Genomic DNA, 24,307 nt, shown 5'->3' on the forward strand with positions numbered 1-24,307 from the left:
CGTTACGCTGTTGAAGCAAGCGTGCAATATGGGCGGCGTAACGTGGCTCCGAAATCAACCACGAGGCTCTCATGCTGAAATCTATCGTTACATCCGCCGTTCTGGCCGTTTGCGCAACTGTCGCAACCGCTGAACCCTTCAAATTTGTTGTCCTTGGTGATGCCCCCTATGGCAAACCAGAAGACGTCTTTGCGCCGTTTGAGGCACTGATCAAGCAAATCAATGAACGCGACCCTGCGTTGATTATCCATGTGGGCGACACAAAGTCAGGTTCCACTTTGTGCGACAAAGCCATGTTGGATGCACAACTTGGTTTTTTGAACAGCTTTAAGGCCCCAACGCTTTATAGCCCTGGGGACAATGAATGGACCGATTGCCATCGCGCAATGGCTGGTAAATTCGATCCGCTGGAGCGTTTGGATTACATCCGCTCCAATTACTATACAGAGCCTTCAAAGTCGTTTGGCATGATGAAAGCCGATATCGTGTCTCAGGCCGATGCGGGCTATCCAGAAAACACACGCCTTCAAATTCAGGATGTGATGTTTGTAGCAACCCATGTTGTAGGGTCGAATAACAACTTTGAAATTCGCGAGCTTTCTGCAGCCGAAGAATTTTTTGCTCGTAACGCGGCGAACATTGCCTGGCTTGAAGAAAGCTTTGCCGCCGCAGACGGCACCGAAGCCTTCGTACTTGCGATCCATGCGGATATGTTCGAATTTGACTTTGCTCTGCCTTGGGATGCCGAAGGTTTCTTGCGTCATTCAGGTTTCAAGTCATTCGCTGAAAAGCTGATGGAACTGTCAAACGCATATGGCAAACCGGTCATGCTAACCTATGGTGACAGCCACAAATTCCGCATGTTCCGCCCATTCCCAACCAAGGCACCGATGATCATGGCAGTTGAAACCTTTGGTTCAAAAAACATGCATGCTTTGGAAATCACGGTTGATACCAATGCATCTTATCCGTTTTCTGTGGCCCCTCTGATCAATCAAGCAATCGCCAAGCAGCCTGCGGGTTAGTTATGTTTCTGCCCCCGGACCAAGAACCGGGGGCAGACGCCAATTTCCCTCACCCCCTCTCACCATCCCGTGACATCTCGGTAACCTCTCTTGGGTTTTTCTGCGCCATGTCCCAAATTGGCTGGGTATTGGCGAAAGGATCCCTTCGAGCATGACAACCGAACGCATCACCTTCACCGGCCACAGCGGAGAGAAGCTGGCGGCGCGGCTTGACCTGCCGGATGGGCCGCATCTGGCGACCGTGCTGTTTGCGCATTGTTTTACCTGCTCCAAGGACATTCCAGCAGCGCGGCGGATTGCCGGTCGGTTGGCGGCGATGGGGCTGGCCGTGCTGCGGTTTGATTTTACCGGGCTTGGCCATTCTGAGGGCGAGTTTTCCAACACCACCTTCACCTCCAACGTGGCGGACCTGCATGCGGCGGCAGAGTATCTGGCAAAGCGCGATATGGCACCGGATATGTTGATCGGCCACTCATTGGGTGGGGCTGCGGTCTTGCGGGCAGCGGGTGAAATGCCAACGGTGCGTGCGGTCGCAACCCTGGGCGCGCCATTTGACCCGCATCATGTCACGCACAACTTTGATGACGCCTTGGACAAGATCGAAGCCGACGGACAGGCAGAGGTCAGCCTTGGCGGCCGCCCATTCACAATCCGAAAGGACTTTGTGGCGGATATTTCGGCTCAGAAACTGGCCCCCGCCATTCAGAACCTGAAACGTGCTTTGCTGGTGATGCATGCGCCACGCGACGCTGTGGTTGGAATCGAAAATGCCGCCGAGATCTTTGGTGCGGCGAAACACCCCAAAAGCTTTGTCACATTGGATGACGCCGACCACCTGATCAATCGCCCAGAAGACGCCGAATACGCCGCCGAGGTGATCGCCGCGTGGGCCGCGCGTTACCTGCATCTTGCCCCGCCTGCGCCGCCCATTGGTGCGCCTGAAGGCGTGGTGCGCGTTTCAGAGGCAGACCCAAACGGGTTCTTGCAAGATGTGAATTCTGGCCCCTTCCATCACACTTTGGCGGATGAGCCACTGGCCTATGGCGGCACCAACAAAGGCATGACGCCCTATGGATTCTTGTCCTCTGGTTTGGGGGCCTGCACCTCGATGACGATCCGCATGTATGCCCGCCGCAAGGGTTGGCCGCTGGATCACGTCTGGGTCGACGTCTGCCACAACAAGGTGCACGCGCAGGACGCGGGCACCGGGTCTGGTGAGCGGATTGACCGGTTCAAGCGGTTGATCCACCTGACAGGTGCCCTAAGTGACGACCAGCGCGACCGTCTGCTTGAGATCGCAGACAAATGCCCTGTGCACCGCACGCTTGAGAAATCGAGCGAGGTGATTACGGAACTCGCTCAGGTTTAGCACAGCTATTCAAGACGTTACCCTTAGCGCGCGGAGCAATTGTTCCGCGCGTTTCGCTGTGCACGAACAGACTCCGCCACATATTGGCAGACCTAGGGCAAGCCATTGTTGCGCTACTGACGACAAAACTGGACCGACGGTTTTTTGTTCAGAAAACACACCGCAAACGGCCAGAAACAATCTGTTTCCTGCGAAATCAGGCAACTTTATGGCAAATCCAAAGCAACGCTGCCCCAATTCAAATCGGCTTCGCGCCCCCTCTATTACCAGTCGGAGTTTTTTATGCCTGTCACATCCAAAACCTTCACTTATGAGGTCGAAGGCCTCTCTTACAGCGTCAACGTTTATGAGGGCGATGACGGTGGGTTTTACGCCGATATCACTGTCGAAGAAGGCGCGATGGACGTGAATGCCGTCTATTTCGGCGACGATAATTACAGCGGCGACAGCGAGATGCTGAACGGCCCACTGAATATGAACGGTGCGCGCGGCGAAGACGGTGACGTTCAGTGGGACAACGCGCAGATGCTGAGCAAGCCGGGTCTTGGGCGCGCAGGAACGGACAAGGAGACCTATGTTTCCGAAGGCGATACGCTGACCATCGAACTGGATATCGACAGTCTTGACGAAATTGATGTGTTCGGCATCCGCGCGACCTCCACCACCACGCCGGAAGGCTCCATCAAAGGCGTGAGCGAGGAGCCGGAAGAGGAAGAAGAAGAGGACGATCTGCTTCTTGATAAAGTGGCCTTTGGCTACACTATGAACGAAACCGGTGGCGTCAGCGACGGACTGATTGTTTCGGCAAATGAACTGCCTGAGGATGTCGATCCGACCTTTGAGAACTACCTGACCTATTTCGAAGAACACCCCTATGGGGACGTTGACCGCATTGAGAGCGTGATCTTTTACGAAACAAATGAAGACGGCTACCCCGAAGAAATCTTCCGCATTGACGCCCCCGAAGACGGTTTTGAGGATACGGATGACATTTTGGCTGCTTACGATGAAGCCATCGAAGATGGTGCTTTGGATGAGGTCGACGATGCCCTGTCCCTCATGGCGGCGCTTTCGTTGGATGAGTCAGAAGACGACCTGCCAGAGGAACCGATTGACGACGAAGTCGAAGACGATCTGCTGTTGATCTAACGGCGACTATATCTGCGGATTGCATCAGCCGTCACAACCAAATCTCAGAAAGCCACCGCGCAACACGTCGCGGTGGCTTTTTCTGTGCCTGCAGCCTGTGGGGCGGCCATTCTGTCTCATCTCGTGCAAGCGACCTTGTTCCCACGCGGGCTCCGGTCTATACGGCCTGCGAACCCACCTAAATCTAAGGCTGAGACATGATCCCTCGCTATTCCCGTCCTGACATGGTGGCCATCTGGTCGCCTGAAACCAAGTTCAAAATCTGGTATGAAATCGAGGCCCACGCCTGCGATGCGCAGGCCGATCTGGGGGTGATCCCACGCGAAAACGCGGACGCGGTTTGGAAAGCCAAGGATGTGGAATTCGACGTGGCGCGCATCGACGAAATCGAAGCGGTCACCAAACATGACGTCATCGCGTTTTTGACCCATTTGGCGGAACATGTTGGTTCTGAAGAAGCACGGTTTGTGCATCAGGGCATGACATCGTCTGACGTATTGGACACCTGTTTGAACGTCCAGCTTGTGCGCTCTGCCGACATTCTGATCGAAGATATGAAAGGTCTGCTGGCCGCGCTGAAAAAACGCGCGATTGAGCATAAAGACACCGTGCGCGTGGGCCGTTCCCACGGTATCCACGCCGAACCCACCACAATGGGTCTGACCTTTGCACGTTTCTATGCAGAGATGGACCGGAACCTTGATCGACTGAAGGCGGCACGTGAAGAAATCGCAACTGGCGCGATCTCTGGTGCGGTTGGCACATTTGCTAACATCGACCCTGCGGTTGAAGAACACGTCTGCGCGAAACTTGGTCTGAAGCCAGAACCGATCTCCACGCAGGTGATCCCACGTGACCGTCATGCGATGTTCTTTGCTGTGCTGGGCGTGATCGCGTCCTCCATCGAGAACGTTGCGATTGAAATCCGTCACATGCAGCGCACCGAAGTGCTGGAAGGTGCCGAATTCTTCTCGATGGGGCAAAAAGGCTCCTCTGCGATGCCGCATAAGAAGAACCCGGTTCTGACTGAAAACCTGACTGGTCTGGCGCGTCTGGTACGTTCTGCTGTGATCCCGGCGATGGAGAATGTCGCCCTGTGGCATGAACGTGATATTTCGCATTCCTCCGTTGAGCGCGCGATTGGCCCAGATGCCTGCGTGACTTTGGACTTTGCCCTGGCGCGTCTGACCGGCGTGATCGACAAGATGTTGGTTTTCCCAGAAAACATGTTGGACAATATGAACAAGTTCCCGGGTCTGGTGATGTCCCAGCGCGTGCTGCTGGCCCTGACCCAAGCGGGTGTTTCTCGTGAAGACGCCTATGTCATGGTGCAGCGCAACGCGTTGAAAGTTTGGGAGTTCCGCACAGACTTCCGCGAAGAGCTGTTGGCGGACGGCGATGTTGTCAAAGCTTTGGGTGAAGACGGCATCAACGAAAAGTTCAATATGGACTATCACACCAAACACGTGGACACGATTTTCAAACGTGTTTTTGGCGAATGATCTGAGGCCGCTTTAAGAACAACAAAGCCCGCCGATTGGCGGGCTTTTTTCTTGCCGATCTGGATCGGCTCTATTTCAATTCAGCCGCTGCAACGATGGGACCAAAGTTCTTTCTCTGAACAATCACCACAATGGGTTCATCGCCATTGACCCGCTCGGTAAAGCTCTTGCTGCGACGCCCATTCCATTCGCCTACGGTCTCCCAGCGCGTCACAATATTGTGGTAGTCCAGCGTCCGGCCTGCGTTTTCACCGCGCTTGATGTCGCGTGTCTCTTGCGGAGAATACCGCACCAGTTGGATTGTCATCGGCCCGTCCTGCGCCTGATCGGCGTCAAGCTTGATCGACAGTCGGTTGCCGTTTCGGGTCACCGCAAGATCAATCCCCGCCCCCTGACTCTCATGCGCGGCCAGATGACGACGCACTTCGCTGGGGCGGTTGCCCACAACATGCGCGACACCGCCAATGATCATCTGCGGTGTGTAAACGGACCTTTTCTGCGCCACCCGTGCATAGTTGCGCTGGCGTTTGGCATAGGCTGGATCTGCAAAGTCATCTTTCCAGCCGATGTAATCCCAATAATCCACATGCAGCGCCAAGGCGATGATATCCTCTCGGCCAATCAGTTCCTTGGCAAAATAGGCATCTGCTGGCGGGCAGCTGCTGCAGCCCTGCGAGGTGTAAAGTTCCACGACAACCGGCTGCTCGCCAGCCGTGGCTAAGGACGCCAAGGCCGGTGCCAGCGAAACTGCGGCGATTCCAATCCAGCGGTGCAATGCGGCCATTCCCGTCCCTTTCAGAGCTGCCTAATTCATATCTTGATATGACCAAAAGCGATGAAACGCCAATCAACCAATCGCGAGAATTCCGTCATTTGGGCGTTTTGTGCACAATGGTATACAAAAATCACCTCTCCCCTCTTGATTGCCTTCGCAACATAGGTCAAAAGCAGCGTCAGCGAGACCCAATCTTTTGATAAGAGGGAGGCCAATATGCCCATCACAGTCGGTCAGGACAACGCCAAGTCCCGTAAAACGCTAACGGTCAACGGCAAATCCATTTCCTATTACTCCATTCCAGCGGCGCAAGACGCCGGGCTTGGTGACTTTTCCAATCTGCCAGCCTCTTTGAAGGTGGTTTTGGAAAACCTTCTGCGTTTTGAAGACGGTGGTTTTTCCGTCTCCGTGGATGATATCAAAGCCTTTGGCGAATGGGGTGCAAACGGCGGTAAGAACCCGCGTGAGATCGCCTATCGCCCTGCCCGCGTTTTGATGCAGGATTTCACCGGCGTTCCAGCCGTTGTTGACCTTGCCGCGATGCGCGATGGGATTGTTGGCCTGAAAGGCTCTGCCTCTAAGATCAACCCGCTGGTGCCTGTTGATCTGGTCATCGACCACTCTGTAATGATCGACGAGTTCGGCAACCCACGTGCGTTCCAAATGAACGTGGACCGCGAATATGAGCGCAACATGGAGCGCTACCAGTTCCTGAAATGGGGCCAGGGTGCGTTTAATAACTTCCGCGTTGTGCCTCCGGGGACAGGTATCTGTCACCAGGTGAACCTTGAATATCTGGCACAAACCGTCTGGACCGACACTGACCAGTCCGGCGAAGAAGTCGCCTACCCCGATACGTTGGTTGGCACCGACAGCCACACCACCATGGTGAACGGCGCAGCGGTTCTGGGCTGGGGCGTTGGCGGTATCGAAGCTGAGGCCGCAATGCTGGGTCAGCCAATTTCCATGTTGATCCCAGAAGTTGTTGGCTTTGAGCTGACCGGCGCGATGATGGAAGGCACCACCGGGACCGACCTCGTACTGAAGGTCGTGGAAATGCTGCGCGAAAAAGGCGTTGTTGGCAAATTCGTTGAATTCTATGGTGACGGTCTGGATCGTCTGCCATTGGCGGATCGCGCAACCATTGCAAACATGGCGCCAGAATACGGCGCGACCTGTGGCTTCTTCCCAATCGATGCGGAAACCATTCGCTATCTGGACAACACCGGCCGCGACAAAGATCGCATTGCGCTGGTTGAAGCCTATGCCAAGGCAAACGGTTTCTGGCGCGATGCTGACTATAACCCGATCTTCACAGATACGCTGCATCTGGACATGGGCACCATTGTGCCAGCGATCTCCGGCCCGAAACGTCCGCAGGACTTTATTGCCCTGACAGACGGCAAAACCGCGTTCCGTCGGGAAATGGAAGAGACCTTCAAACGCCCATTGGGCAAAGAAGTGGCTGTCGAGGGCGAAGACTACACCATGGAAAGCGGCAAGGTCGTGATCGCATCGATTACCTCCTGTACGAACACCTCAAACCCATATGTGATGATTGGCGCGGGCCTTGTGGCGCGCAAAGCCGCAGCGCTGGGTATGAACCGCAAACCATGGGTCAAAACATCCTTGGCACCGGGGTCTCAGGTTGTATCGGCCTATCTTGAGGCTGCGGACCTGCAAAAAGACCTCGACGCCATCGGCTTTAACCTCGTTGGCTACGGCTGTACGACTTGTATTGGTAACTCTGGTCCGATCCAACCCGAACTGTCCAAAGCCATCGCCGAAGGTGATCTGGTCGCGACCTCTGTGCTGTCCGGCAACCGGAACTTCGAAGGCCGCATCAGCCCCGACGTCCGTGCCAACTATCTGGCATCCCCGCCACTGGTTGTTGCATATGCGTTGGCTGGCACGATGGACATCGACATCACGACCGAAGCACTGGGTCAGGACAAAGATGGCAATGACGTCTATTTGAAAGACATTTGGCCATCCACACAGGAAATTGCGGATCTTGTGCAGCAGACCGTGACCCGTGAGGCGTTTGAATCCAAATATGCGGATGTCTTCAAAGGCGACGAAAAATGGCAATCGGTTGAAACAACCGAAGCTGAAACCTACGATTGGCCTGTGAATTCGACCTATATTCAGAACCCACCTTACTTCCAAGGCATGGGCACTGAGCCGGGCACCATCTCGAACATCGAAGGCGCCAAAGTGCTGGCGATCCTTGGGGACATGGTCACAACCGACCACATCTCGCCTGCGGGCTCCTTCAAGGAAACGACTCCAGCCGGTCAATATCTGCTGGAACGTCAGGTCTCCCCACGTGAGTTCAACTCCTACGGTTCGCGCCGAGGCAACCACGAGATCATGATGCGCGGCACCTTTGCCAATATCCGCATCAAGAACGAGATGCTGGATGGCGTTGAAGGTGGCTACACCAAGGGTCCAGATGGTCAGCAGACCTCGATCTTTGACGCCTCCATGGCGCACCAAGAAGCGGGCACGCCTCTGGTGGTGTTTGGTGGCGAACAGTATGGCGCGGGGTCCTCGCGTGACTGGGCAGCTAAAGGCACCAAGCTCTTGGGCGTAAAAGCTGTGATCGCAGAAAGCTTTGAGCGTATCCACCGTTCCAACCTGGTTGGCATGGGCGTGATCCCGTTTGAATTCACCGGCGATGACAATCGCAAGACCTTGGGTCTGACCGGCGAAGAAACCGTATCGATCTCGGGTCTGGACACGATCCAGCCGCTGCAAGACGTGCCCTGCACCATCACCTTTGGCGACGGTTCCGTGAAAGAGATCACATTGAAGTGCCGCATCGATACGGCACCAGAGATCGAATACATCGAACATGGCGGCGTATTGCACTACGTGCTGCGCAACCTCGCGAAGTCCTAAGCCATTTCAAAGCGACTGATTGAAGAGGCCCCACTTGGGGCCTCTTTTCTTTTTGACGCTGGCGTTGTCAGCCCTTCATTTCGATCCAAGCCAGGATGATAGTCTCCAACTCCTCACGTTTCGCCGCGAGATCCTCAAGATCGGCAAACTTCATCGACCGCGCCTCTTTGCCATCACCTTCGAGCGATGGGAAATCGCCCGGAATCTCTGCGCCTTTGTGAAACATCAAGCTGGCGTGCTTTTTGGCCTTCGGAAAGAACGAAGCAATATTGCCTTTGTAGGTGAAAGTCGGGGCTTGCCATTTGATGCATTCTGCTACGCGGTCGTCAGCCTGCAAGATGGCCATGCGCACCGCTTGCACGAGGTCTTTCTGAGGGTTGTCATAGGCTGACATCCACGCGTCAACGTCTGGATTTTGGGACATATTACTTACCTGCTTTGCCGCTTAACTCATGCAAGCATAGCAAAACCAGACGGCGTTTAGGCAAGTCCTATAAAAAGACGCCTTACTGCGCGTCCAAAATTGGCCGCAGCCTGTTTTGCAATTCGCGTTGCACAAGGGGCCCAGCGATGCGGACAAGAACTTTGCCATCACCATCCACCAAATAGGTTTCAGGCACGCCATAAACGCCCCAGTTCAGGGCCATCTTGCCGTTGGGGTCCGCGCCACCCTTGGCGAAGGGATTGCCGAGTTCTTCTAAGAAATCCGCACCGTTTTGGGCGTTGTCCTTGTAGTTCACGCCCATGATCTTGATGCCTTCGTCTTGCAGCTGCATCAGCGTTGGGTGTTCTGCGCGGCAAGGCGCGCACCAAGAGGCCCAGAAGTTCACTAGCGTCAACTCGCCCTTGCGCAGGTCGGCGTCGGTGAAACTGTCGAGATACCCAAGCTCCTCAATCACAACCGGCGGCGCATCGCGGCCGACCATGGCGCTTGGCAGCTCATCGGGGTTTTCGCGTTGCATGCCAAAGAAAAACAGCGCCGCGAGCCCCGCAAAAATCGCCGGGGGTGCCATCATCAAAGGGGAGACCTTAGCCATCTTTGCGTTCTACCTTTTCCAACGCTTGCCGCGCCTTCTTCGACGCGCGCAGACTGGCCCAGACCAGCAGGATCAGCAGGGCAATCGAAGCGCCATAGGCCGACAGCACTGTCGCCGTGTATTTACCAAGGTCAGGGATCATACGAGCCTCTCTCGTGCAATCAAAGCCGCCGTGCGGCGCTTGCGGATTTCAGTGCGCGTGCGTAATAGCACCAGCGCGAGGAACAAAAGAACAAAGCCCGCGATGCAAACAAAAAGTGGTACCGCAAAGACGTTGCTGACTTTTTCTTCGGTGTCTGATCCGGTCACCGCGCCAGCCCGCAGAACAGATGCCCCTTGGTGCAGGCCTTGGTTCCAGAAGTTGACGGCATAGCGGCTGAGGACAGCAAAGACCGACCCAACAAGGCACAGCACGGCTGTGAGGTCAGCGGCGGTATCTGGGCTTTCGATTGCTTCCCAAAGGGCGATGTAGCCCAGATAGAACAGGAACAGGATCAAGAACGACGTCAGGCGCGGGTCCCAGACCCACCAAGTGCCCCACATGGGTTCGCCCCAAATGGCCCCTGTGATCAGCGCGATCAACGTCATCACCGCGCCCACAGGCGCTGCTGCCTTTGCCACCAGCGCGCTGACGTGGTGACGGCGGATGAACCAGACCAAAGATGCCACCAGCATCACAAACCACGCATTGATTGCGATCAATGCTGCGGGCACGTGCAAATAGATGATCTTGACGGTTGAGCCTTGGCGGAAATCATCCGGGGTCAGGAAGAACCCCCAGATCAACCCGGCCACCATGCAGACTGCTGCGCCCAAGGCGACAACAGGCAACACACGGTCCGTGAGCCGCATAAACTTAACCGGATTTGCATATTCCCAAATCGATGCCATGGTTTTCTCTACGCTGCTTTCCTGTCCATATGCACTTCACATTTCAGAGAATGAAGTGCGTCACTTTGATCCCGATCAACGCTCTCGCCTTCCTAGCGCAAATTGATGCGCAAGACCAAGGCGCTGACGAAGGGCAGCACGGCAATGACCGCAAGGGAAATACCTGCCAATAATGCAAGCGGCCCGCTGACCGCCAAGCCTTCGGTGCCGCGCCGCGCGACCTCTGCGCCAAAGATCAAGGTTGGCACATAAAGCGGTAGCACCAACAGCGACAGCAACAGCCCTCCCCGCTTGATCCCCACGGTCAAGGCCGCGCCGAAACAGCCGATCACCGATAGCGCGGGGGTGCCCAAGGCCAGAGATGTCACCAGCCAGACATAGCCCGTTTCAGGCAAGCTTAGCAGCAGGCCAAGCACCGGTGCGGCCAAGGTCAGCGGTAGCCCTGTTGTCAGCCAATGGGCCAGTGCCTTGACGCCGCAGACCGCTTCAAGTGGCAGAGGCGATGTTGCCAGCAAATCAAGCGATCCGTCTTCCCAATCTAGGGCGAAGATGCGGTCAAGCGACAGGAGGCAGGCCAGCAACGCCCCAAGCCACAGCACACCCGCAGCAATTTTCGCCAAAAGGTCGTTTTCCGGGCCAACCCCGAAGGGCACCAAGACGGCAACGATCAAAAAGAACGCCAGCCCCAAGCCAAAGCCGCCGCCGGAGCGGAAGGCGAGTTTCAAATCCCGGAGGAGCAGCGCCTTCATAGGAACTCCTCATCAAAGCCGCCGATGGAAGACGTTGGGTCCGCCTTGAACACCCCGACGTCCAGCACAGGGGCCTCTAGGCCAAGGTCAATGTGCGTGGCCAATAAGGCCATACCGCCGCCCGCAAGGTGTGTTTTCACGTTCTCGGCAAACCTCGCGACAGAGGCCTGATCAAGCGAAACGGTCGGCTCATCCAGTACCCAGATGGGGCGCCCAGTGACCATCAGTCTTGCAAGACCCAAGCGGCGCTTTTGCCCGGCGGATAACGCATGGGCGGGGCGGTCCGCCAAAGTCAAAAGATCAAAACGCGTCAACGCGACGTCGATGTCCGATGTACCAAAGACCTCTGCCCAGAATTGCAGGTTCTCCGCCACCGTTAGACTGGCCTTGAGACCGTCCGAATGCGCCGCATAGGCAATTGCGTCTTCAGAGCAATGCACCCGCCCTTCGAGTAGCGGCTGCAGCCCCGCAATTGTGCGTAGCAAGGTGGTCTTGCCTGATCCATTCGGGCCACGCAAAATCAGCGCTTTGCCCGGTGCGAGATCAAAACCCACGCCTGTCAGCAAGGGCACCCCGCCCCGCGCTACGCTAAGATTTTCGACACGTAGGCCCAAGGATCACGCACCCACAGGCAAAAGCGCGGCGGCGACACGGCGACCTTCGGACACCAGAACGTTGTAGGTTCGGCAGGCGCTATCGGTTTTCATCACCTCAACCCCGATCCCGACCTCTTCCAAGGCTTGCCGAAAGGTCGTTGGCGCATGGCGCAATTCTGCGCCAGTGCCCAAAAGCACGACGTCCAGTTTGTCGGCCAATGCTATCAAAGCAGCGGGGTCATCCGTCCCCGTCCAAGCGCTTGCGCCTTCGGCGTGCACGATGGCTGGCCCGGTGATCACCTCTCCTGCGACGCGCACGAAATCGGGACCATAGCTTTCAATCGGCTGCGCATCCGCATAGTGAATTTCGTTCAGCTTCATTGGCCCTGTCCCTCGCGCTCGGCTTTTCCGTCTTAGGCTAATCCCAGATCGGCAAGCCTGTCACAACAGCCAAAGCGATCACCAGATAAGCCATTGTTCGATACGTCTTTTCGTATTTGGGGTCAAACATGGCTTGTCCAACGCGCGCGGTCAGAAAATATGGGATCGACAGCGTCACGCCCAAAGCGACCATGTCCCAAGTGATCAGTCGACCGAGGGTCATGTTGAAAACAATGACGACGTCCAGCATCGCAAGAAACAATATCGTATTGGCCCGAACGATCTCTGCCCGGGACCCATTGGCCAGATAGAACAGGATGACGGCCGGTCCTGTCAGGCCGGTCATCCCGCCAATGGCCCCGCCTGCGGCACCGATTCCCAAGAGTTTGTGCACCGTGATCCGCCCGCGATAGCGCCAGCCCAGCACAAGCGCCGACAACATCGCCGCCGCAATCAAAGCAGCAGCCCAACGGATGGTGTCCTGGGGCAGCTGTGTCATCACCCAAAGACCCATTGGCACCGTCAGCAGCGCCGCAGCCCCCAGGGTGGAGACGTCTTTGATCTCTGCCACCTTAAGCGCGCGTGGCAGCAGGGCCGCTGAACCGCCGAAGCCAACCAACATGGTGATGGCAATGACGTCTGCCGCTGGTAGAAAGATATTACCCACGGGTACAAAGATCAGCGCCGTGCCAAAACCAGTAAAGCCGCGGACAATGCCCGCGGCCATAATGGTCAGCACCAGCCAATGCAGCCCCGGCGTTGCCAGGACCGAGGCCAGGACCTCAGGCATCTATGTTGGCGAACTGGTTGCCGGCCGTATTGTCTGGCTTGGACCAATCGCGTTTCACGCCAAGCCGCAAAAGAACGGCAGAAGCGACGAAAACAGAACTATAGGTTCCCACAACAACCCCCCAGATCATGGCAAAGACAAAGCCACGAATAACATCTCCGCCCAAAACGAATAGGGCCAGAAGGGCCAGCAATGTGGTGACAGATGTCATGACAGTCCGGCTGAGGGTTTCATTGATCGAGAGGTTCAGTACGTCCTGTAACTCGCGTTTCTTGTAGCGTCGCAGGTTTTCGCGAACACGGTCAAAGACAACAACCGTATCATTCAGCGAATAGCCAACGATGGTCAAAAGCGCCGCGATGATCGCAAGGTCAAACTTAATCTGAACGACCGAAAAGACACCGATCGTCAGGATCACGTCATGCACCAAGGCCGCAACAGCCCCGACCGCGAATTGCCATTCAAACCGCAGCCAAATGTAAACCAAAACCGCACCGATGGCCAAAAGCACCGCAATCACAGCCGTCTGGATCAACTCGCCAGAGACTTTAGGGCCAACGGATTCAACCGAAACAAAGCTGATATCAGGCGCAACTTGCTGCAGCGCTTTCTCGACATTGCGAACCACATCAGCTGTCACGGCCTCTTGGCCTTCCTGCGCTTGGATGCGGATCATCGTCACATGCTGGTTTTCTTCAAAAGTGGGGTCGAACACCTCTGTGATCGTGACATCGCCCAGCCCCAATGGATCAATCGCAGCGCGATAGTCACCGACAACAACCTCTTGCGTGCTTTCGGTGCGGATGGTGGTGCCGCCCTTGAAATCAATCCCGAAGTTCAGCCCTTGGATCAGGAAGAACGCAATCGACACAACGATCAAAAGTGCGGAAAACCCAACGGAAATTTTGGTTTTTCCAAAGAAATCCCAATTCGTTTCTTTGGGTACGAGTCTCAGGCGCATCATTACACCTCCAACGTTTTGGGACGGCGGCGTTCAAACCAGATCACGACCATCAGGCGGGTGACAAAAATCGCGGTGAACACAGATGTCAGGATACCCGCACCCAACGTGATCGCAAAGCCGCGAACAGGGCCAGAGCCCATTGCAAAGAGGATCACAGCGGTGATGAAGGTGGTGATATTGGCGTCGATAATCGCGCTGAGGGCCTTTTCATAGCCAAGGTCAATCGCCCGTGCGACGCCCTTTTTGCCCTTCAGTTCTTCGCGGATACGCTCAAACACCAGCACGTTCGCGTCGACCGCCATACCGATGGTCAGAACGATGCCCGCAATCCCCGGCAGGGTCAGCGTCGCGCCGATCAAAGACAGCATGCCAAAGATCAGGCCAACGTTGATGATAAGCGCGATATTCGCGAAAATCCCAAACGTGCCGTAGCTGAGGAACATAAAGACCAGCACCATCGCAAAGGCGACAATGCAGGCAATGCGGCCCGCATCGATGCTGTCTTGACCCAACTCTGGACCAATGGTGCGCTCTTCGAGGAATTCCAGACCCGCTGGCAAAGCCCCTGCGCGCAGTAGCACAGCAAGGTTGGTGCTTTCTTCGACAGAGAAGTTGCCGGTAATAATGCCCGAGCCGCCGGGAATATGACTTTGGATCACTGGCGCGCTGATGACTTCGCTGTCGAGCACAATGGCGAAGGGTGAGCCGATATTGTCCGCTGTGTAATCGCCAAACTTGCGTGCGCCCGTCGGATTGAATCGGAAGGACACCGCGGGGCGACCGTTCTGATCAAAACTGGGCTGCGCATCAACAAGCTCTTCGCCGCTGACCACATGGGCGCTTTCAAGGATGTAAAAGACGCCCTCTTCATCCAATGACGGCACAACTTCGTTGCCTGCGCCTGCAGGTGCATTGGCGTCCCCGGCCCGACCTACGACGGGATTAAATGTCAGTTGGGCTGTTGTACCGATGATCTCTTTGAGTTCGCTGGCAGACCCGATGCCGGGCACTTGAATGAGAATACGGTCAGAGCCTTGGCGCTGAATGGTCGGTTCGCGCGTACCGACCTCGTCGATCCGGCGGCGGATGATTTCCAACGCCTGCTGGACGGTGCGTTCATCAGTTGCCAGTTTTTCGGCCTCTGACAGGGTAACAACGATGTCGTCGCCATCGGCAGACACAACCAAATCGGTCGCCCCGGCGCCTGTCAGAGAGACAACAGGCTGCGCCAGCGTGCGGACGACATTTACTGCCTGCTGGATCGCCTCCGGGCGCGAAATCTTAACGCGCAAAACGTCCGCCTCTGACGGCTGCAAGCGGATCGTGCCGATTGTGTCACGTTCTTCGCGCAGCAGATTGCGCACATCGGGCCAAAGGGATTTGATCCGGGTCTCATAAACATCTTCGACCTGCACTTCGGCCAAAAGATGTGCGCCACCGCGTAGGTCGAGACCAAGGTTAACGAGGGAAGATGGCAAAAAGTCAGGCCACATCGCGGCCTGCTCTTCAATACCATTGCCGGAAAAACCGGCTTCAAGCGACGCGTTTGCATCATTGTATGCCTCTACCCGCGGGTAAAAGGCGTTTGGCAGGGCCAAAAGAAGACCCAGCGCACAGACGCTCCAGATCAGGACCCGTTTCCAGAGGGCGATTTGCAGCATCTTGCGCCTGCCTTATCAGAATTTACTTGGAATCGACGGGTTCGGTTTTCGAAACAACCTGCGCCAGCGTGGATTGCACCACGCGCACCTTCACGCCTTCGGCGAGTTCAACTTCGAGTTCGTTGTTGTCTTTGACTTTGACAACCTTGCCGATCAGACCGCCCTGGGTGACGACCTCATCCCCACGACGCACAGCCGCGACCATCGCCTGATGGTCTTTTACCTTCTTCTGCTGAGGGCGGATCAGCAGGAAATACATGATCGCGAAAATCAGAATAAGAGGGATAAACTGGCCGAAAGCTTCCATTGGGACTGTCCTTGTCACTGCGCGCGGGGTGCCGCTAAATTTGCAGGGAACCTATGTGTCCGCGCCAGCAGATGCAAGATACGAAAACCCCTTTGTCTGGGGTTCCAAAGCGTCGGTTATTTTTATTGCGTTCAATCGTAGCAAAGGTCCGTTCAGGCGACATCCTGATGGTTTGCGCGCTCTGCACTCAGGCAGGCCTCTAGTTGCGGCAACAACATGGGCTTGTAGAAATGAAACCCCTGCGCGTAGCGACATCCGCTCTCACACAGAATTTCGACATCTTCCTGCGCCTCTAGCCCTTCTGCGATGACATCGACGCCCAACTCCCGTCCCAAGCCGACCAGCAGGCGCACGATGCTGCGCGAGACCGGGTTTTTGGAAACGTCCCCTGCGAAAGCCCGGTCAATCTTAAGTGCCGTTAATGGCAAAGCCTTGAGGTAGCCGAGATTGGAATAACCGGTTCCGAAGTCATCAATGGAGATGCCGCAGCCGAGTTGCCGCAACAGCACAAGGTTTGCAGCAACCTGATCGTCTTCGGGCAAAAGCGCGGTTTCGGTCACTTCCAGTTTGATCATCTTTGGGTCGAGGTCATGCAGATCAAGCAAGTGTTCGAGAAAATCCACAAACCCTGCCCGACCCACGTCCTGCCCTGAGATATTGACGGACGCAAAAAGTGGCCGGTCCCTTGAGCGATTTATGCGGGCCAGTGATTGACAGGCCTCAACCAGTGCAAATTCGGTCAGCAGTCCGACCGATCCCATCGCCTCGGCCACATCGATAAAGCGATCCGGGGGCACATTGCCCCATTCCGGGTGCTGCCAGCGCATTAGGGCTTCAAATCCCCGAATACGCCCGTCAGCGAGCTGCACGATCGGCTGATAGATCATGTAGAACTGGTCATTCTGCAATCCCTTTTCGATATCCACTTCAAATTTGAACCGTTCGATCAGTTCTTCTGCGTTACTCAGCGTACTGGGCACAAGCGGCACATCATCGCTGCTGATGTCGACCGGCGTGTTAATTCGGGCTACAAAATCAATGGTGGTTTCGATACAGGCCCGCAAAACAGGATCAAGGGCGCCGTATTGTTTCAAAATGTCATCTGCTGTCACTTTGTAAAGCCGGGTATCCACAACCGCCTCAACCGAAACCGCGCGGGGGTTGCCAGTTAGAATTGAGGTTTCGCCCAAGATGCAGCCTGCCGAACGCCGCTCACAGTTTACGCGCTGACCATCGACGTGGCTAAACAGCAGGATTTCACCGGACTCAACAATATAGGCGGAATCGTTCGGGTCGCCCTGCCGATAGAGGATGTCTCCTTTCTTTAGATTGACTTCGACAACGGTCTGCGACATCGGGCGGCCCTATTCCTGCGAGGCTTCGTTCCTAGGGGGAACCTCCTAATCAGGGATGAAACTTCAAATTTTAGGCGCTGATTTCTGTGTAGAATTTGATCTGAATTGTGCCAAGTTGGCCGATTTACCGCTGCGCATCTGCAAAAAGTCACGTCCCGCGAGATCGGCTTACGAAGCGGAAAAAAATACGGCATAAGCAGGCTACGAAACGATTCACTTCTGAAGGACATGATCCCATGCATGACATCCGTGCGATCCGCGAAAACCCGGCTGCGTTTGATGCAGCACTGTCTCGTCGTGGGGACGCGCCGATGTCATCAGACCTGCTGGCGGTGGACGCCGAACGCCGGGCCAAGATCACCGCAGCCGAACAGGCGCAGGCGGATCAAAAGAAGGCCGCAAAAGACGTGGGTGCCGCCAAGGCGCGCGGCGATGATGCAGAATTTGAACGGCTGCGTGCGCTGGTGGGCGACAAGAAAAACGAAGTCGCGGCCATGCAAAACGAAGCCAAGGAATTGGATGCCAAGCTGACAGATATGCTGGCGCGCATTCCAAACCTGCCTGCAGAGGATGTGCCCGAAGGCGCAAGCGAAGACGACAATGTCGAGGTGCGCCGCTGGGGTGACGTGCCTGAATTCAGCTTTGCGCCCAAGGAACACTATGAATTGGCATCTGTCGCAGCGTCGATGGATTTCGAAACGGCGGCCAAAATGTCTGGCAGTCGCTTTGTTCTGCTGTCCGGCGCTGTGGCCCGCATTCACCGCGCATTGGCGCAGTTCATGTTGAACACCCATATCAACGACAATGGCATGACCGAGGTGAACCCGCCGGTTCTGGTGCGGGATGAGGCCATGTATGGCACGGACAAATTGCCGAAATTCGGCGAAGACAGCTATCAGACCAGCGAAGGCATGTGGCTGATCCCGACGTCTGAGGTGCCTTTGACTTATATCGTCGCGGGCCACACGATTGACGAATCCTACCTGCCCCGCCGCTATACCGCGCATTCGCTGTGCTTCCGTTCCGAAGCAGGCTCTGCCGGACGTGACACGTCCGGCATGTTGCGTCAGCACCAGTTTGAAAAAGTCGAAATGGTCGCGGTCACACACCCCGACACGTCCGACGAAGAACAGCAACGCATGCTGAAATGTGCTGAGGGCATCCTTGAGGCCTTGGGTGTCCCCTATCGCACTGTGGTCCTATGCACCGGCGACATGGGCTTTGGTGCCCGCCGCACCTTTGACATCGAGGCATGGCTGCCCGGCCAGAACGCCTATCGCGAGATCAGTTCGGTTTCCACCACCGGCGATTTTCAGGCGCGCCGGATGAATGCGCGCTTTAAACCTGCCGATGGCGGCAAGCCCGAATATGTGCACACGCTGAATGGCTCGGGCCTTGCGGTTGGGCGTTGTCTGATCGCCGTGCTTGAGAACGGCCAGCAAGAGGATGGGTCTGTCACCCTGCCAGAGGTCCTTGCGCCTTATCTTGGAGGCAAAACCAAGCTGTCGGTGGATGGCACTTTGGTATAACTCGATATTTCAAGACAGGCCCGGCATTGACCGGGCCTTTTCATTCGTGGTGCTACGCAGGAAAACCGACCATTTTTTCCTGCTCTTCATCCCAAAGCTTCCAGTTAAAGCAGTCCAATGCCTCTCGCGGGGTGATTTTTCTGGAGTGCAATAGCCCTGCGTTTTCAAGTTCTTGATGGCATGTCTTTAAGTTGTAATTCGGAATCATCGGGTTGAGGTGGTGCAGATCGTGGAAACCGATATTGGCGGTAACCCAGTGAAAGGCCTTGCCGAAATCCAACACGGCGGAATTTTCCAGTGCGGCTTTTTCATGGGTTAGCTCAGGCCACCGCCCCCAATGCGCGTCTTCGAAATTGTGTTCCACATAGGGGATCACAGCGCCGAGCGAGACGCCGATCCAAATTGACAGCAACAAAACCCAGATGCCTGTTAATCCAGCAACGCCGAAGACGGCGGCGAAATAGACCAAAAGCATCAGGTTGTGGATCAGGACATCTTTGATGAACCCACCTTTGAGCGTATTTTTTGGAAACCTATGAAAAACCATGAACACCAAAAATGGCCCCACCAGAACCAGCGTGAAAGGATGTCGGTAGAGCCGATATGCCAGCCGAAACCCAAAACTTTTTTCGCGGTATTCGTTGACCGTTAAGACATTGATTTCAAAGGTATCACGATGATCCAAATCCCCGACATGGCTATGATGAAGCCCATGGTTATAGCGCCCGGTGGCGAAGGGCGTCAGGGTGAATGGAGAGAGCAGAACGCCAATCAGATCATTGATCTTCTTTGGCTTTAGAAAACAACGGTGCATGCAATCGTGTTGCAGCATATAAAGCCGCACGGCCGAAAGTCCGCAAGCAGCGGCGCAGGGCAAGACAATCCAGATGTGGTTGGCCCCGATCACAGCCGCCGTAAGGAACGCGAAATAGGCAAAAAGCGTGCCCAAAAGTTGCCCCCAGGCGGTACGGTTATCAATGTGACGGTGTTTTGAAATGATTGCTTGAAAATCCATTTGTCCCCCAAAAGTCAGACTTCACGCCATTCTTTCGGGAAACTGGTTAATCAATGGTTAGCCGCTAGCGCTGCTGTCCGAGACGCACCCGACTGGGGAAAGGGTGCGCCTCAGCTTGTGGCTGGCTTACTCGACGACCAGCGTGCCTGCCTCAATCGCGGCTTCGACCTCTTCCATCGACAGTTCACCGCTTTCATCGGTGTCCAACGCCACAAAACCCTCTTCGGTCAGGTCAGGATAGGCCGCCTGCATTTCCTCAAGGCTAAAACCACCGCTGGCGTCCATATCTTCCAGGGTGACTTCCGCAATGGCCTGTGTGGCGAGAGTTGCGATTGCCAGGGTGGATGCCAGTACAAGTTTGTTCATTTTTATCTCCATAAAAAGTGATGCGGATCGTTTCCGCGGTGTCACGATTTGCAGAGAGATCTGGGTAGAACAATCAAGATCGGCGCGCCGTGATCTTTACGGCCAAACCGTGCCAGCCGCTTGCGGATTGTCGCGCAAAACATCGGCGAAAAGACGAAAAAGTCGTTGGGGAAAATCCGCCGATAGCAAAATGCTGCCACCCAGCCGGCGAACAAAGGTCGATGGCGCAACCCATTGGCAGATAAGAAAAAACCCGCCGAGAATGGCGGGTCTTTCGAATTCACTTTTCGCGCAATGCACGGGGCTTCAGGTGCTTTTTCAAAGCGCCCGCATTCTTTTTGCGGCTGCCTTTGTAGGGGTTCTTGTCCCCCTGTCCGCGCATGAACAGGCGGATTGGCGTGCCTGGCATATCAAAGTCCTCGCGCAGACCGTTGACGAGGTAGCGGTTATAGCTTTCGGGAATCTTGTCCGGGTGAGAGCACATGACGACAAAGCCCGGCGGACGGGTTTTTGCCTGCGTCATGTAGCGCAGCTTGATGCGTTTACCCTGCGGTGCAGGTGGCGGGTGCTGTTCTAGCATGCCGATCAGCCAGCGGTTCAATTGCGCGGTTGGAATGCGGCGGTTCCAGACATCATAGGCGCGCATGATGGCGTCATGCAGCCGGTCCATACCGCGTCCGGTTTTGGCCGAGACCGTAATCAGCGGTGCGCCACGCAGCTGCGGCAGTAAACGACCGAAAGCTTCTTTAAGGTCGCGCAGTTTTTCCTGCTTGGCGTCCTCAATATCCCATTTGTTGACGGCAACGATAACCGCCCGGCCTTCGCGTTCGGCCAAATCGGCGATGCGGAGGTCCTGCTGTTCAAAGGGAATCGCGGCATCCAGCAAAACCACGACGACTTCGGCAAATTTGACAGCCCGTAAACCGTCAGAGACCGACAGCTTTTCCAGCTTGTCCTGCACTTTGGCTTTTTTGCGCATACCGGCGGTGTCAAAAATCCGCATGGGCACATCGTTCCATACAGTGCGTGTGGAAATTGCGTCGCGGGTGATCCCGGCTTCGGGGCCGGTCAGCATTTTGTCTTCGCCGAGGATTTGGTTGATCAGCGTCGATTTACCTGCATTCGGACGCCCGACAACTGCGATCTGCAGGGGTTTCTCTTGCGTTGGAACGGGCACATAATCTTCGTCTTCGTCGAAATCTTCGTCCACGGTCACATCGACGACAGGCGCGTTGGCCTTAGCGATTTCGGCAAATTTCTCTTCGATGGGCAGAAGCTGCCCATAAAGGTCGTTCAGACCTTCACCATGTTCTGCAGACAGGCGGATCGGTTCCCCAAGGCCCAAGGAATAGGCTTCGATCACGCCGGCATCCGCCGCAGCGCCTTCGCCTTTGTTGGCCGCTAGGATCACATGTGCAGAACGTTTGCGTAGGATTTCTGCAAAAATCAGGTCCGTTGGGGTCACTCCAGCGCGCGCGTCAATCATAAAGAGGCACACGTCCGCCATATCCACCGCACGTTCGGTCAGCCGCCGCATGCGCCCTTGCAGGGAGTCATCCGTCGCGTCCTCAAGCCCAGCGGTGTCGATAACAGTAAAGCGCATATCCCCAAGGCGCGCCTCACCTTCGCGCAGGTCGCGCGTCACACCGGGCTGGTCATCGACCAGCGCGAGCTTCTTGCCCACAAGGCGGTTAAATAGCGTGGATTTGCCCACGTTCGGGCGGCCCACAATAGCGAGTGTGAAACTCATCGGTCCTCTCCAGAGAGTCTGAAGGTGCCGCCATACAGCAGTTTTAGGTCAACGAAAAGCGAGTAGTTCGCCCTTTTTGTTGACGACATACAGCGTGCCACCTGCAACGACTGGGTTGGAGGCAGCGCCATGCGGCAGGGCCTCTGATCGCAGCAGATCACCGGACGCGGGGTCATAGGCATTCAGGGTTCCTGCAGAGGACGCGATCCATAGCACCCCACCGGCCAGAACCGGGCCGTATTGACCATAGCGGCGCACTTGGCGGCGTGGTCTTTCTTTGACGAAGTCAGGCAGGCGTTTGCCCCAGATGACCTCTCCGGTCGCGGCAGAGACGCGCAACAACTGGTTCTGCTCATTCACAAGAAAGAGGGAATCGCCCGCTGGCCATACCGGGCTTAGCGCGCCCTGTTCGATGGTCCAGTTGCGGGTGCCCGTGTCGGCATCCAAAGACACCAGACGACCAGAGTGATTGGCGACATAGATGGTATTGCCAACTACTACCGGATCGCCAGAGATATCGCTGATTGATGACAGCGCACGGCCAACGCGGCCCCCCTGCACGCCCGCATCCCAGAAGCGCAGCCCACCTTTGCGGAAGGCGGCTTGCACCTCACCAGAGCCAAAACCAAAGATCACGAATTTGTCCGTCACCGAGGGTGCCGAGGGCACCATCAGGTTGTTTACATCCGGCGTCGACGACAACTGCCATTCAATGCGGCCCGTCTCTGTGTCAAGCGCCCAAGCGAGGTCATCGCCGGAAATCACATAGACCAGCCCGCCATAAACCGTTGGCGCACCGCTGCCGGTCGCGCCAAGACGCTGTTCCCACAGCAAGGCCCCGGTTGCCGGATCAAAGGCCGACAAGCGACCAAAGCCGTTGCTGACAAAGAGTTTGCCTTCGCCCACGGCCAAACCACCCCCCGATGCCTCGGACGATTTGTCGCCTGCGGGGGTCATGTCATGCGCCCAAAGGCGCTGCCCCTCTGTGCCGGTTGCGGTCAGCTGCGCCTCGCTGTCGATAGTGAAAATGCGGCCGTCAAAGACTACAGGGTCTGTGGCAATGCGCTGACGACGCCCATCGCCTGCACCGATGTTGGCGGTCCATGCCAAAGCTGGTGCGGTGGAAAGCGCCGGGTGCGCGGTGCGGTATTTCTGCGTTCCGTGGCGGTGCGTCCAATTCGCGTTGCGCGTCTGCGCTGCCAATCGAATGGAGCGCGACTCAGATGGAAGTTCAACCTGCGGCGGCTCGCCCCGCAACTCCTGCCGGTCGCCCTGCAAGATGACTTCGCGCTCAGCACATCCGCCGACCAAACCCGCGACAACTGCCGCCATAAGCCATTTCCGATGTGCCACTGCCCTGCCCTCCGGTTCTGTCGTGATTACTGCGTGTTACGCAGTGTTGGCAGGGTTTCGGGCTCCCCGCCTAGGGCCACAATCAACTGAGACGCGCGTTGACGCAAGCCTGCCGTCGCTTCTGCATCCTGAATAAGAGCCTGCAGACGGTCGATTGCCGCGTCTGCATTACCGGTTTCGACCTCTAGCAGGGCCAGTTGCTCTGCGGCGAGCAGCGCCAAAGGCGCACCCGGTTGCGCCAAGGTTTCTAGTCGTGTGCGGCGCTCGTCTGCCGGAATGCTGTCAGCGCCCAGCATCACCGCCTTAAGTTCCGCGAGTTCGCGATAGATCGGCGCGGTCTCTCCGGTAACAGTCCCGTCTTTCAGAAGAACCTCTGCTGCGGCATCGGCATTGCCGGCCACAACCTGCTCTGCACCCAGTAGGAATTGGCGCACAACCTCGGCTTCGTCAGATTGCAACTCTGCGCCTTCCAGCGCGGTGATGCGATCATGGGCCTCATCCACGTTCAACGCGTTGAGCAGCGCATCGCCTGTTGCCTGCGCCGCCGCTGTGGCTTGCGCTTTGCGATATTCGTTGACGCTTGCGCCGCCCACGATCAAGATCACCGCAGCAATCGCAATCCATCCGTATTTGCGGAATACGCGATACAGTTGGTCGCGGCGCACCTCTTCGGAAACTTCATCAATAAAGCTGTCAGTATTGCTCACGGTCACTTCCCCAATATTTCCCGACACTCTTAACGCGTCGGTTTGCCACTGCCAAGTGCAAGCGGGATGGATGGCGAATGCTTGCGATTTCGCAACATTCTAACTAAACTAAACCGGACGGTTCAGAAAATT

The 24,307-nt window shown here is 56.2% G+C and carries 24 protein-coding genes; 6 read left to right on the forward strand and 18 right to left on the reverse strand.

What is annotated here, in order from left to right; genetic code table 11:
* Positions 1-71 precede the first annotated feature (71 nt).
* The 4 genes from BUA39_RS02680 (at position 72) to purB (ending at position 5,045) form a co-directional block, all read left to right on the forward strand.
* The gene (locus BUA39_RS02680; protein ID WP_072790565.1) at positions 72-1,025 is read left to right on the forward strand and encodes a metallophosphoesterase; all 954 of its coding nucleotides are present in this window, start codon (positions 72-74) and stop codon (positions 1,023-1,025) included.
* Between the two features lie 151 nt (positions 1,026-1,176).
* Positions 1,177-2,394, forward strand: a complete 1,218-nt coding sequence (locus BUA39_RS02685; protein ID WP_072790569.1) for a bifunctional alpha/beta hydrolase/OsmC family protein — start codon at positions 1,177-1,179, stop codon at positions 2,392-2,394.
* A gap of 282 nt (positions 2,395-2,676) precedes the next feature.
* On the forward strand, positions 2,677-3,543 hold the full coding sequence (locus BUA39_RS02690) for a hypothetical protein (protein WP_072791685.1): 867 nt from the start codon (positions 2,677-2,679) through the stop codon (positions 3,541-3,543).
* A gap of 197 nt (positions 3,544-3,740) precedes the next feature.
* Positions 3,741-5,045: an adenylosuccinate lyase gene (gene purB / locus BUA39_RS02695; protein WP_072790572.1), complete on the forward strand. Its 1,305-nt coding sequence runs from the start codon at positions 3,741-3,743 to the stop codon at positions 5,043-5,045.
* 70 nt (positions 5,046-5,115) lie between these two features.
* Here purB and BUA39_RS02700 read toward each other — a convergent pair whose 3' ends face one another.
* Complete coding sequence (locus tag BUA39_RS02700) at positions 5,116-5,829, reverse strand: DUF1223 domain-containing protein (protein WP_072790574.1); 714 nt, start codon at positions 5,827-5,829, stop codon at positions 5,116-5,118.
* A 207-nt stretch (positions 5,830-6,036) separates the two neighbouring features.
* Here BUA39_RS02700 and acnA point away from each other — a divergent pair, with 207 nt between their 5' ends.
* A complete protein-coding gene (gene acnA, locus BUA39_RS02710; protein WP_072790580.1) occupies positions 6,037-8,724 on the forward strand; it encodes an aconitate hydratase AcnA in 2,688 nt (895 codons plus the stop codon).
* A 67-nt stretch (positions 8,725-8,791) separates the two neighbouring features.
* Here the strand turns inward: acnA and BUA39_RS02715 are convergent, their stop codons facing one another.
* The 12 genes from BUA39_RS02715 to BUA39_RS02770 form a co-directional block, all read right to left on the reverse strand.
* The gene (locus BUA39_RS02715; protein ID WP_072790582.1) at positions 8,792-9,148 is read right to left on the reverse strand and encodes a DUF1801 domain-containing protein; all 357 of its coding nucleotides are present in this window, start codon (positions 9,146-9,148) and stop codon (positions 8,792-8,794) included.
* Between the two features lie 82 nt (positions 9,149-9,230).
* Complete coding sequence (locus BUA39_RS02720) at positions 9,231-9,761, reverse strand: DsbE family thiol:disulfide interchange protein (protein ID WP_072790585.1); 531 nt, start codon at positions 9,759-9,761, stop codon at positions 9,231-9,233.
* Positions 9,754-9,903, reverse strand: a complete 150-nt coding sequence (gene ccmD, locus BUA39_RS02725) for a heme exporter protein CcmD (RefSeq protein ID WP_072790588.1) — start codon at positions 9,901-9,903, stop codon at positions 9,754-9,756. Before ccmD ends, BUA39_RS02720 begins: the two co-directional genes overlap by 8 nt.
* The gene (locus BUA39_RS02730; protein WP_072790591.1) at positions 9,900-10,652 is read right to left on the reverse strand and encodes a heme ABC transporter permease; all 753 of its coding nucleotides are present in this window, start codon (positions 10,650-10,652) and stop codon (positions 9,900-9,902) included. The genes ccmD and BUA39_RS02730 overlap by 4 nt, the downstream gene beginning before the upstream one ends.
* Positions 10,653-10,744: 92 nt before the next feature.
* The gene (ccmB, locus tag BUA39_RS02735; RefSeq protein ID WP_072790594.1) at positions 10,745-11,401 is read right to left on the reverse strand and encodes a heme exporter protein CcmB; all 657 of its coding nucleotides are present in this window, start codon (positions 11,399-11,401) and stop codon (positions 10,745-10,747) included.
* Complete coding sequence (gene ccmA / locus BUA39_RS02740) at positions 11,398-12,015, reverse strand: heme ABC exporter ATP-binding protein CcmA (RefSeq protein ID WP_072790597.1); 618 nt, start codon at positions 12,013-12,015, stop codon at positions 11,398-11,400. The genes ccmB and ccmA overlap by 4 nt, the downstream gene beginning before the upstream one ends.
* 3 nt (positions 12,016-12,018) lie before the next feature.
* Positions 12,019-12,378: an Mth938-like domain-containing protein gene (locus tag BUA39_RS02745; RefSeq protein ID WP_072790600.1), complete on the reverse strand. Its 360-nt coding sequence runs from the start codon at positions 12,376-12,378 to the stop codon at positions 12,019-12,021.
* Positions 12,379-12,415: 37 nt separating this feature from the next.
* Positions 12,416-13,168: a sulfite exporter TauE/SafE family protein gene (locus tag BUA39_RS02750; RefSeq protein ID WP_072790604.1), complete on the reverse strand. Its 753-nt coding sequence runs from the start codon at positions 13,166-13,168 to the stop codon at positions 12,416-12,418.
* Positions 13,161-14,129 (reverse strand): protein translocase subunit SecF, encoded by a 969-nt coding sequence (gene secF / locus BUA39_RS02755; protein WP_072791687.1) that lies wholly within the window; start codon positions 14,127-14,129, stop codon positions 13,161-13,163. The genes BUA39_RS02750 and secF overlap by 8 nt, the downstream gene beginning before the upstream one ends.
* Positions 14,130-14,131: 2 nt before the next feature.
* The gene (secD, locus tag BUA39_RS02760; protein WP_072790607.1) at positions 14,132-15,793 is read right to left on the reverse strand and encodes a protein translocase subunit SecD; all 1,662 of its coding nucleotides are present in this window, start codon (positions 15,791-15,793) and stop codon (positions 14,132-14,134) included.
* A gap of 22 nt (positions 15,794-15,815) precedes the next feature.
* A complete protein-coding gene (gene yajC / locus BUA39_RS02765; RefSeq protein WP_072790610.1) occupies positions 15,816-16,100 on the reverse strand; it encodes a preprotein translocase subunit YajC in 285 nt (94 codons plus the stop codon).
* A 152-nt stretch (positions 16,101-16,252) separates the two neighbouring features.
* A complete protein-coding gene (locus BUA39_RS02770; RefSeq protein ID WP_072790612.1) occupies positions 16,253-17,455 on the reverse strand; it encodes an EAL domain-containing protein in 1,203 nt (400 codons plus the stop codon).
* Between the two features lie 236 nt (positions 17,456-17,691).
* Between BUA39_RS02770 and serS the strand changes: the two genes are divergently transcribed.
* Positions 17,692-18,984, forward strand: coding sequence for a serine--tRNA ligase (gene serS / locus BUA39_RS02775; RefSeq protein WP_072790615.1), 1,293 nt, complete (start codon positions 17,692-17,694; stop codon positions 18,982-18,984).
* Positions 18,985-19,036: 52 nt separating this feature from the next.
* Here the strand turns inward: serS and BUA39_RS02780 are convergent, their stop codons facing one another.
* The 5 genes from BUA39_RS02780 to BUA39_RS02805 form a co-directional block, all read right to left on the reverse strand.
* Positions 19,037-19,999, reverse strand: coding sequence for a fatty acid desaturase (locus BUA39_RS02780; protein ID WP_072790619.1), 963 nt, complete (start codon positions 19,997-19,999; stop codon positions 19,037-19,039).
* Positions 20,000-20,125: 126 nt separating this feature from the next.
* Positions 20,126-20,365, reverse strand: coding sequence for a hypothetical protein (locus BUA39_RS02785; protein WP_072790621.1), 240 nt, complete (start codon positions 20,363-20,365; stop codon positions 20,126-20,128).
* Between the two features lie 280 nt (positions 20,366-20,645).
* Positions 20,646-22,115 carry a ribosome biogenesis GTPase Der gene (gene der / locus BUA39_RS02795; RefSeq protein ID WP_072790625.1) on the reverse strand — a complete coding sequence of 490 codons (1,470 nt, stop codon included), beginning with the start codon at positions 22,113-22,115 and terminating at the stop codon, positions 20,646-20,648.
* A gap of 48 nt (positions 22,116-22,163) precedes the next feature.
* Positions 22,164-23,447, reverse strand: coding sequence for a PQQ-like beta-propeller repeat protein (locus tag BUA39_RS02800; protein WP_072790627.1), 1,284 nt, complete (start codon positions 23,445-23,447; stop codon positions 22,164-22,166).
* A gap of 47 nt (positions 23,448-23,494) precedes the next feature.
* A complete protein-coding gene (locus tag BUA39_RS02805; RefSeq protein ID WP_072791688.1) occupies positions 23,495-24,175 on the reverse strand; it encodes a hypothetical protein in 681 nt (226 codons plus the stop codon).
* Between the last annotated feature and the right edge of the window lie 132 nt (positions 24,176-24,307).

Origin of the sequence: Cognatishimia maritima (genome assembly GCF_900129685.1) — a bacterium.
GTDB lineage: Bacteria > Pseudomonadota > Alphaproteobacteria > Rhodobacterales > Rhodobacteraceae > Cognatishimia > Cognatishimia maritima.

Bases quoted from the DNA above. Each gene is read 5' to 3' on its own strand.
- BUA39_RS02680 (WP_072790565.1), top strand. From the start codon at position 72: ATGCTGAAATCTATCGTTACATCCGCCGTTCTGGCCGTTTGCGCAACT.
- BUA39_RS02685 (WP_072790569.1), top strand. From the start codon at position 1,177: ATGACAACCGAACGCATCACCTTCACCGGCCACAGCGGAGAGAAGCTG.
- BUA39_RS02690 (WP_072791685.1), top strand. From the start codon at position 2,677: ATGCCTGTCACATCCAAAACCTTCACTTATGAGGTCGAAGGCCTCTCT.
- purB (WP_072790572.1), top strand. From the start codon at position 3,741: ATGATCCCTCGCTATTCCCGTCCTGACATGGTGGCCATCTGGTCGCCT.
- BUA39_RS02700 (WP_072790574.1), bottom strand. From the start codon at position 5,829: ATGGCCGCATTGCACCGCTGGATTGGAATCGCCGCAGTTTCGCTGGCA.
- acnA (WP_072790580.1), top strand. From the start codon at position 6,037: ATGCCCATCACAGTCGGTCAGGACAACGCCAAGTCCCGTAAAACGCTA.
- BUA39_RS02715 (WP_072790582.1), bottom strand. From the start codon at position 9,148: ATGTCCCAAAATCCAGACGTTGACGCGTGGATGTCAGCCTATGACAAC.
- BUA39_RS02720 (WP_072790585.1), bottom strand. From the start codon at position 9,761: ATGGCTAAGGTCTCCCCTTTGATGATGGCACCCCCGGCGATTTTTGCG.
- ccmD (WP_072790588.1), bottom strand. From the start codon at position 9,903: ATGATCCCTGACCTTGGTAAATACACGGCGACAGTGCTGTCGGCCTAT.
- BUA39_RS02730 (WP_072790591.1), bottom strand. From the start codon at position 10,652: ATGGCATCGATTTGGGAATATGCAAATCCGGTTAAGTTTATGCGGCTC.
- ccmB (WP_072790594.1), bottom strand. From the start codon at position 11,401: ATGAAGGCGCTGCTCCTCCGGGATTTGAAACTCGCCTTCCGCTCCGGC.
- BUA39_RS02745 (WP_072790600.1), bottom strand. From the start codon at position 12,378: ATGAAGCTGAACGAAATTCACTATGCGGATGCGCAGCCGATTGAAAGC.
- BUA39_RS02750 (WP_072790604.1), bottom strand. From the start codon at position 13,168: ATGCCTGAGGTCCTGGCCTCGGTCCTGGCAACGCCGGGGCTGCATTGG.
- secF (WP_072791687.1), bottom strand. From the start codon at position 14,129: ATGCGCCTGAGACTCGTACCCAAAGAAACGAATTGGGATTTCTTTGGA.
- secD (WP_072790607.1), bottom strand. From the start codon at position 15,793: ATGCTGCAAATCGCCCTCTGGAAACGGGTCCTGATCTGGAGCGTCTGT.
- yajC (WP_072790610.1), bottom strand. From the start codon at position 16,100: ATGGAAGCTTTCGGCCAGTTTATCCCTCTTATTCTGATTTTCGCGATC.
- BUA39_RS02770 (WP_072790612.1), bottom strand. From the start codon at position 17,455: ATGTCGCAGACCGTTGTCGAAGTCAATCTAAAGAAAGGAGACATCCTC.
- serS (WP_072790615.1), top strand. From the start codon at position 17,692: ATGCATGACATCCGTGCGATCCGCGAAAACCCGGCTGCGTTTGATGCA.
- BUA39_RS02780 (WP_072790619.1), bottom strand. From the start codon at position 19,999: ATGGATTTTCAAGCAATCATTTCAAAACACCGTCACATTGATAACCGT.
- BUA39_RS02785 (WP_072790621.1), bottom strand. From the start codon at position 20,365: ATGAACAAACTTGTACTGGCATCCACCCTGGCAATCGCAACTCTCGCC.
- der (WP_072790625.1), bottom strand. From the start codon at position 22,115: ATGAGTTTCACACTCGCTATTGTGGGCCGCCCGAACGTGGGCAAATCC.
- BUA39_RS02800 (WP_072790627.1), bottom strand. From the start codon at position 23,447: ATGGCGGCAGTTGTCGCGGGTTTGGTCGGCGGATGTGCTGAGCGCGAA.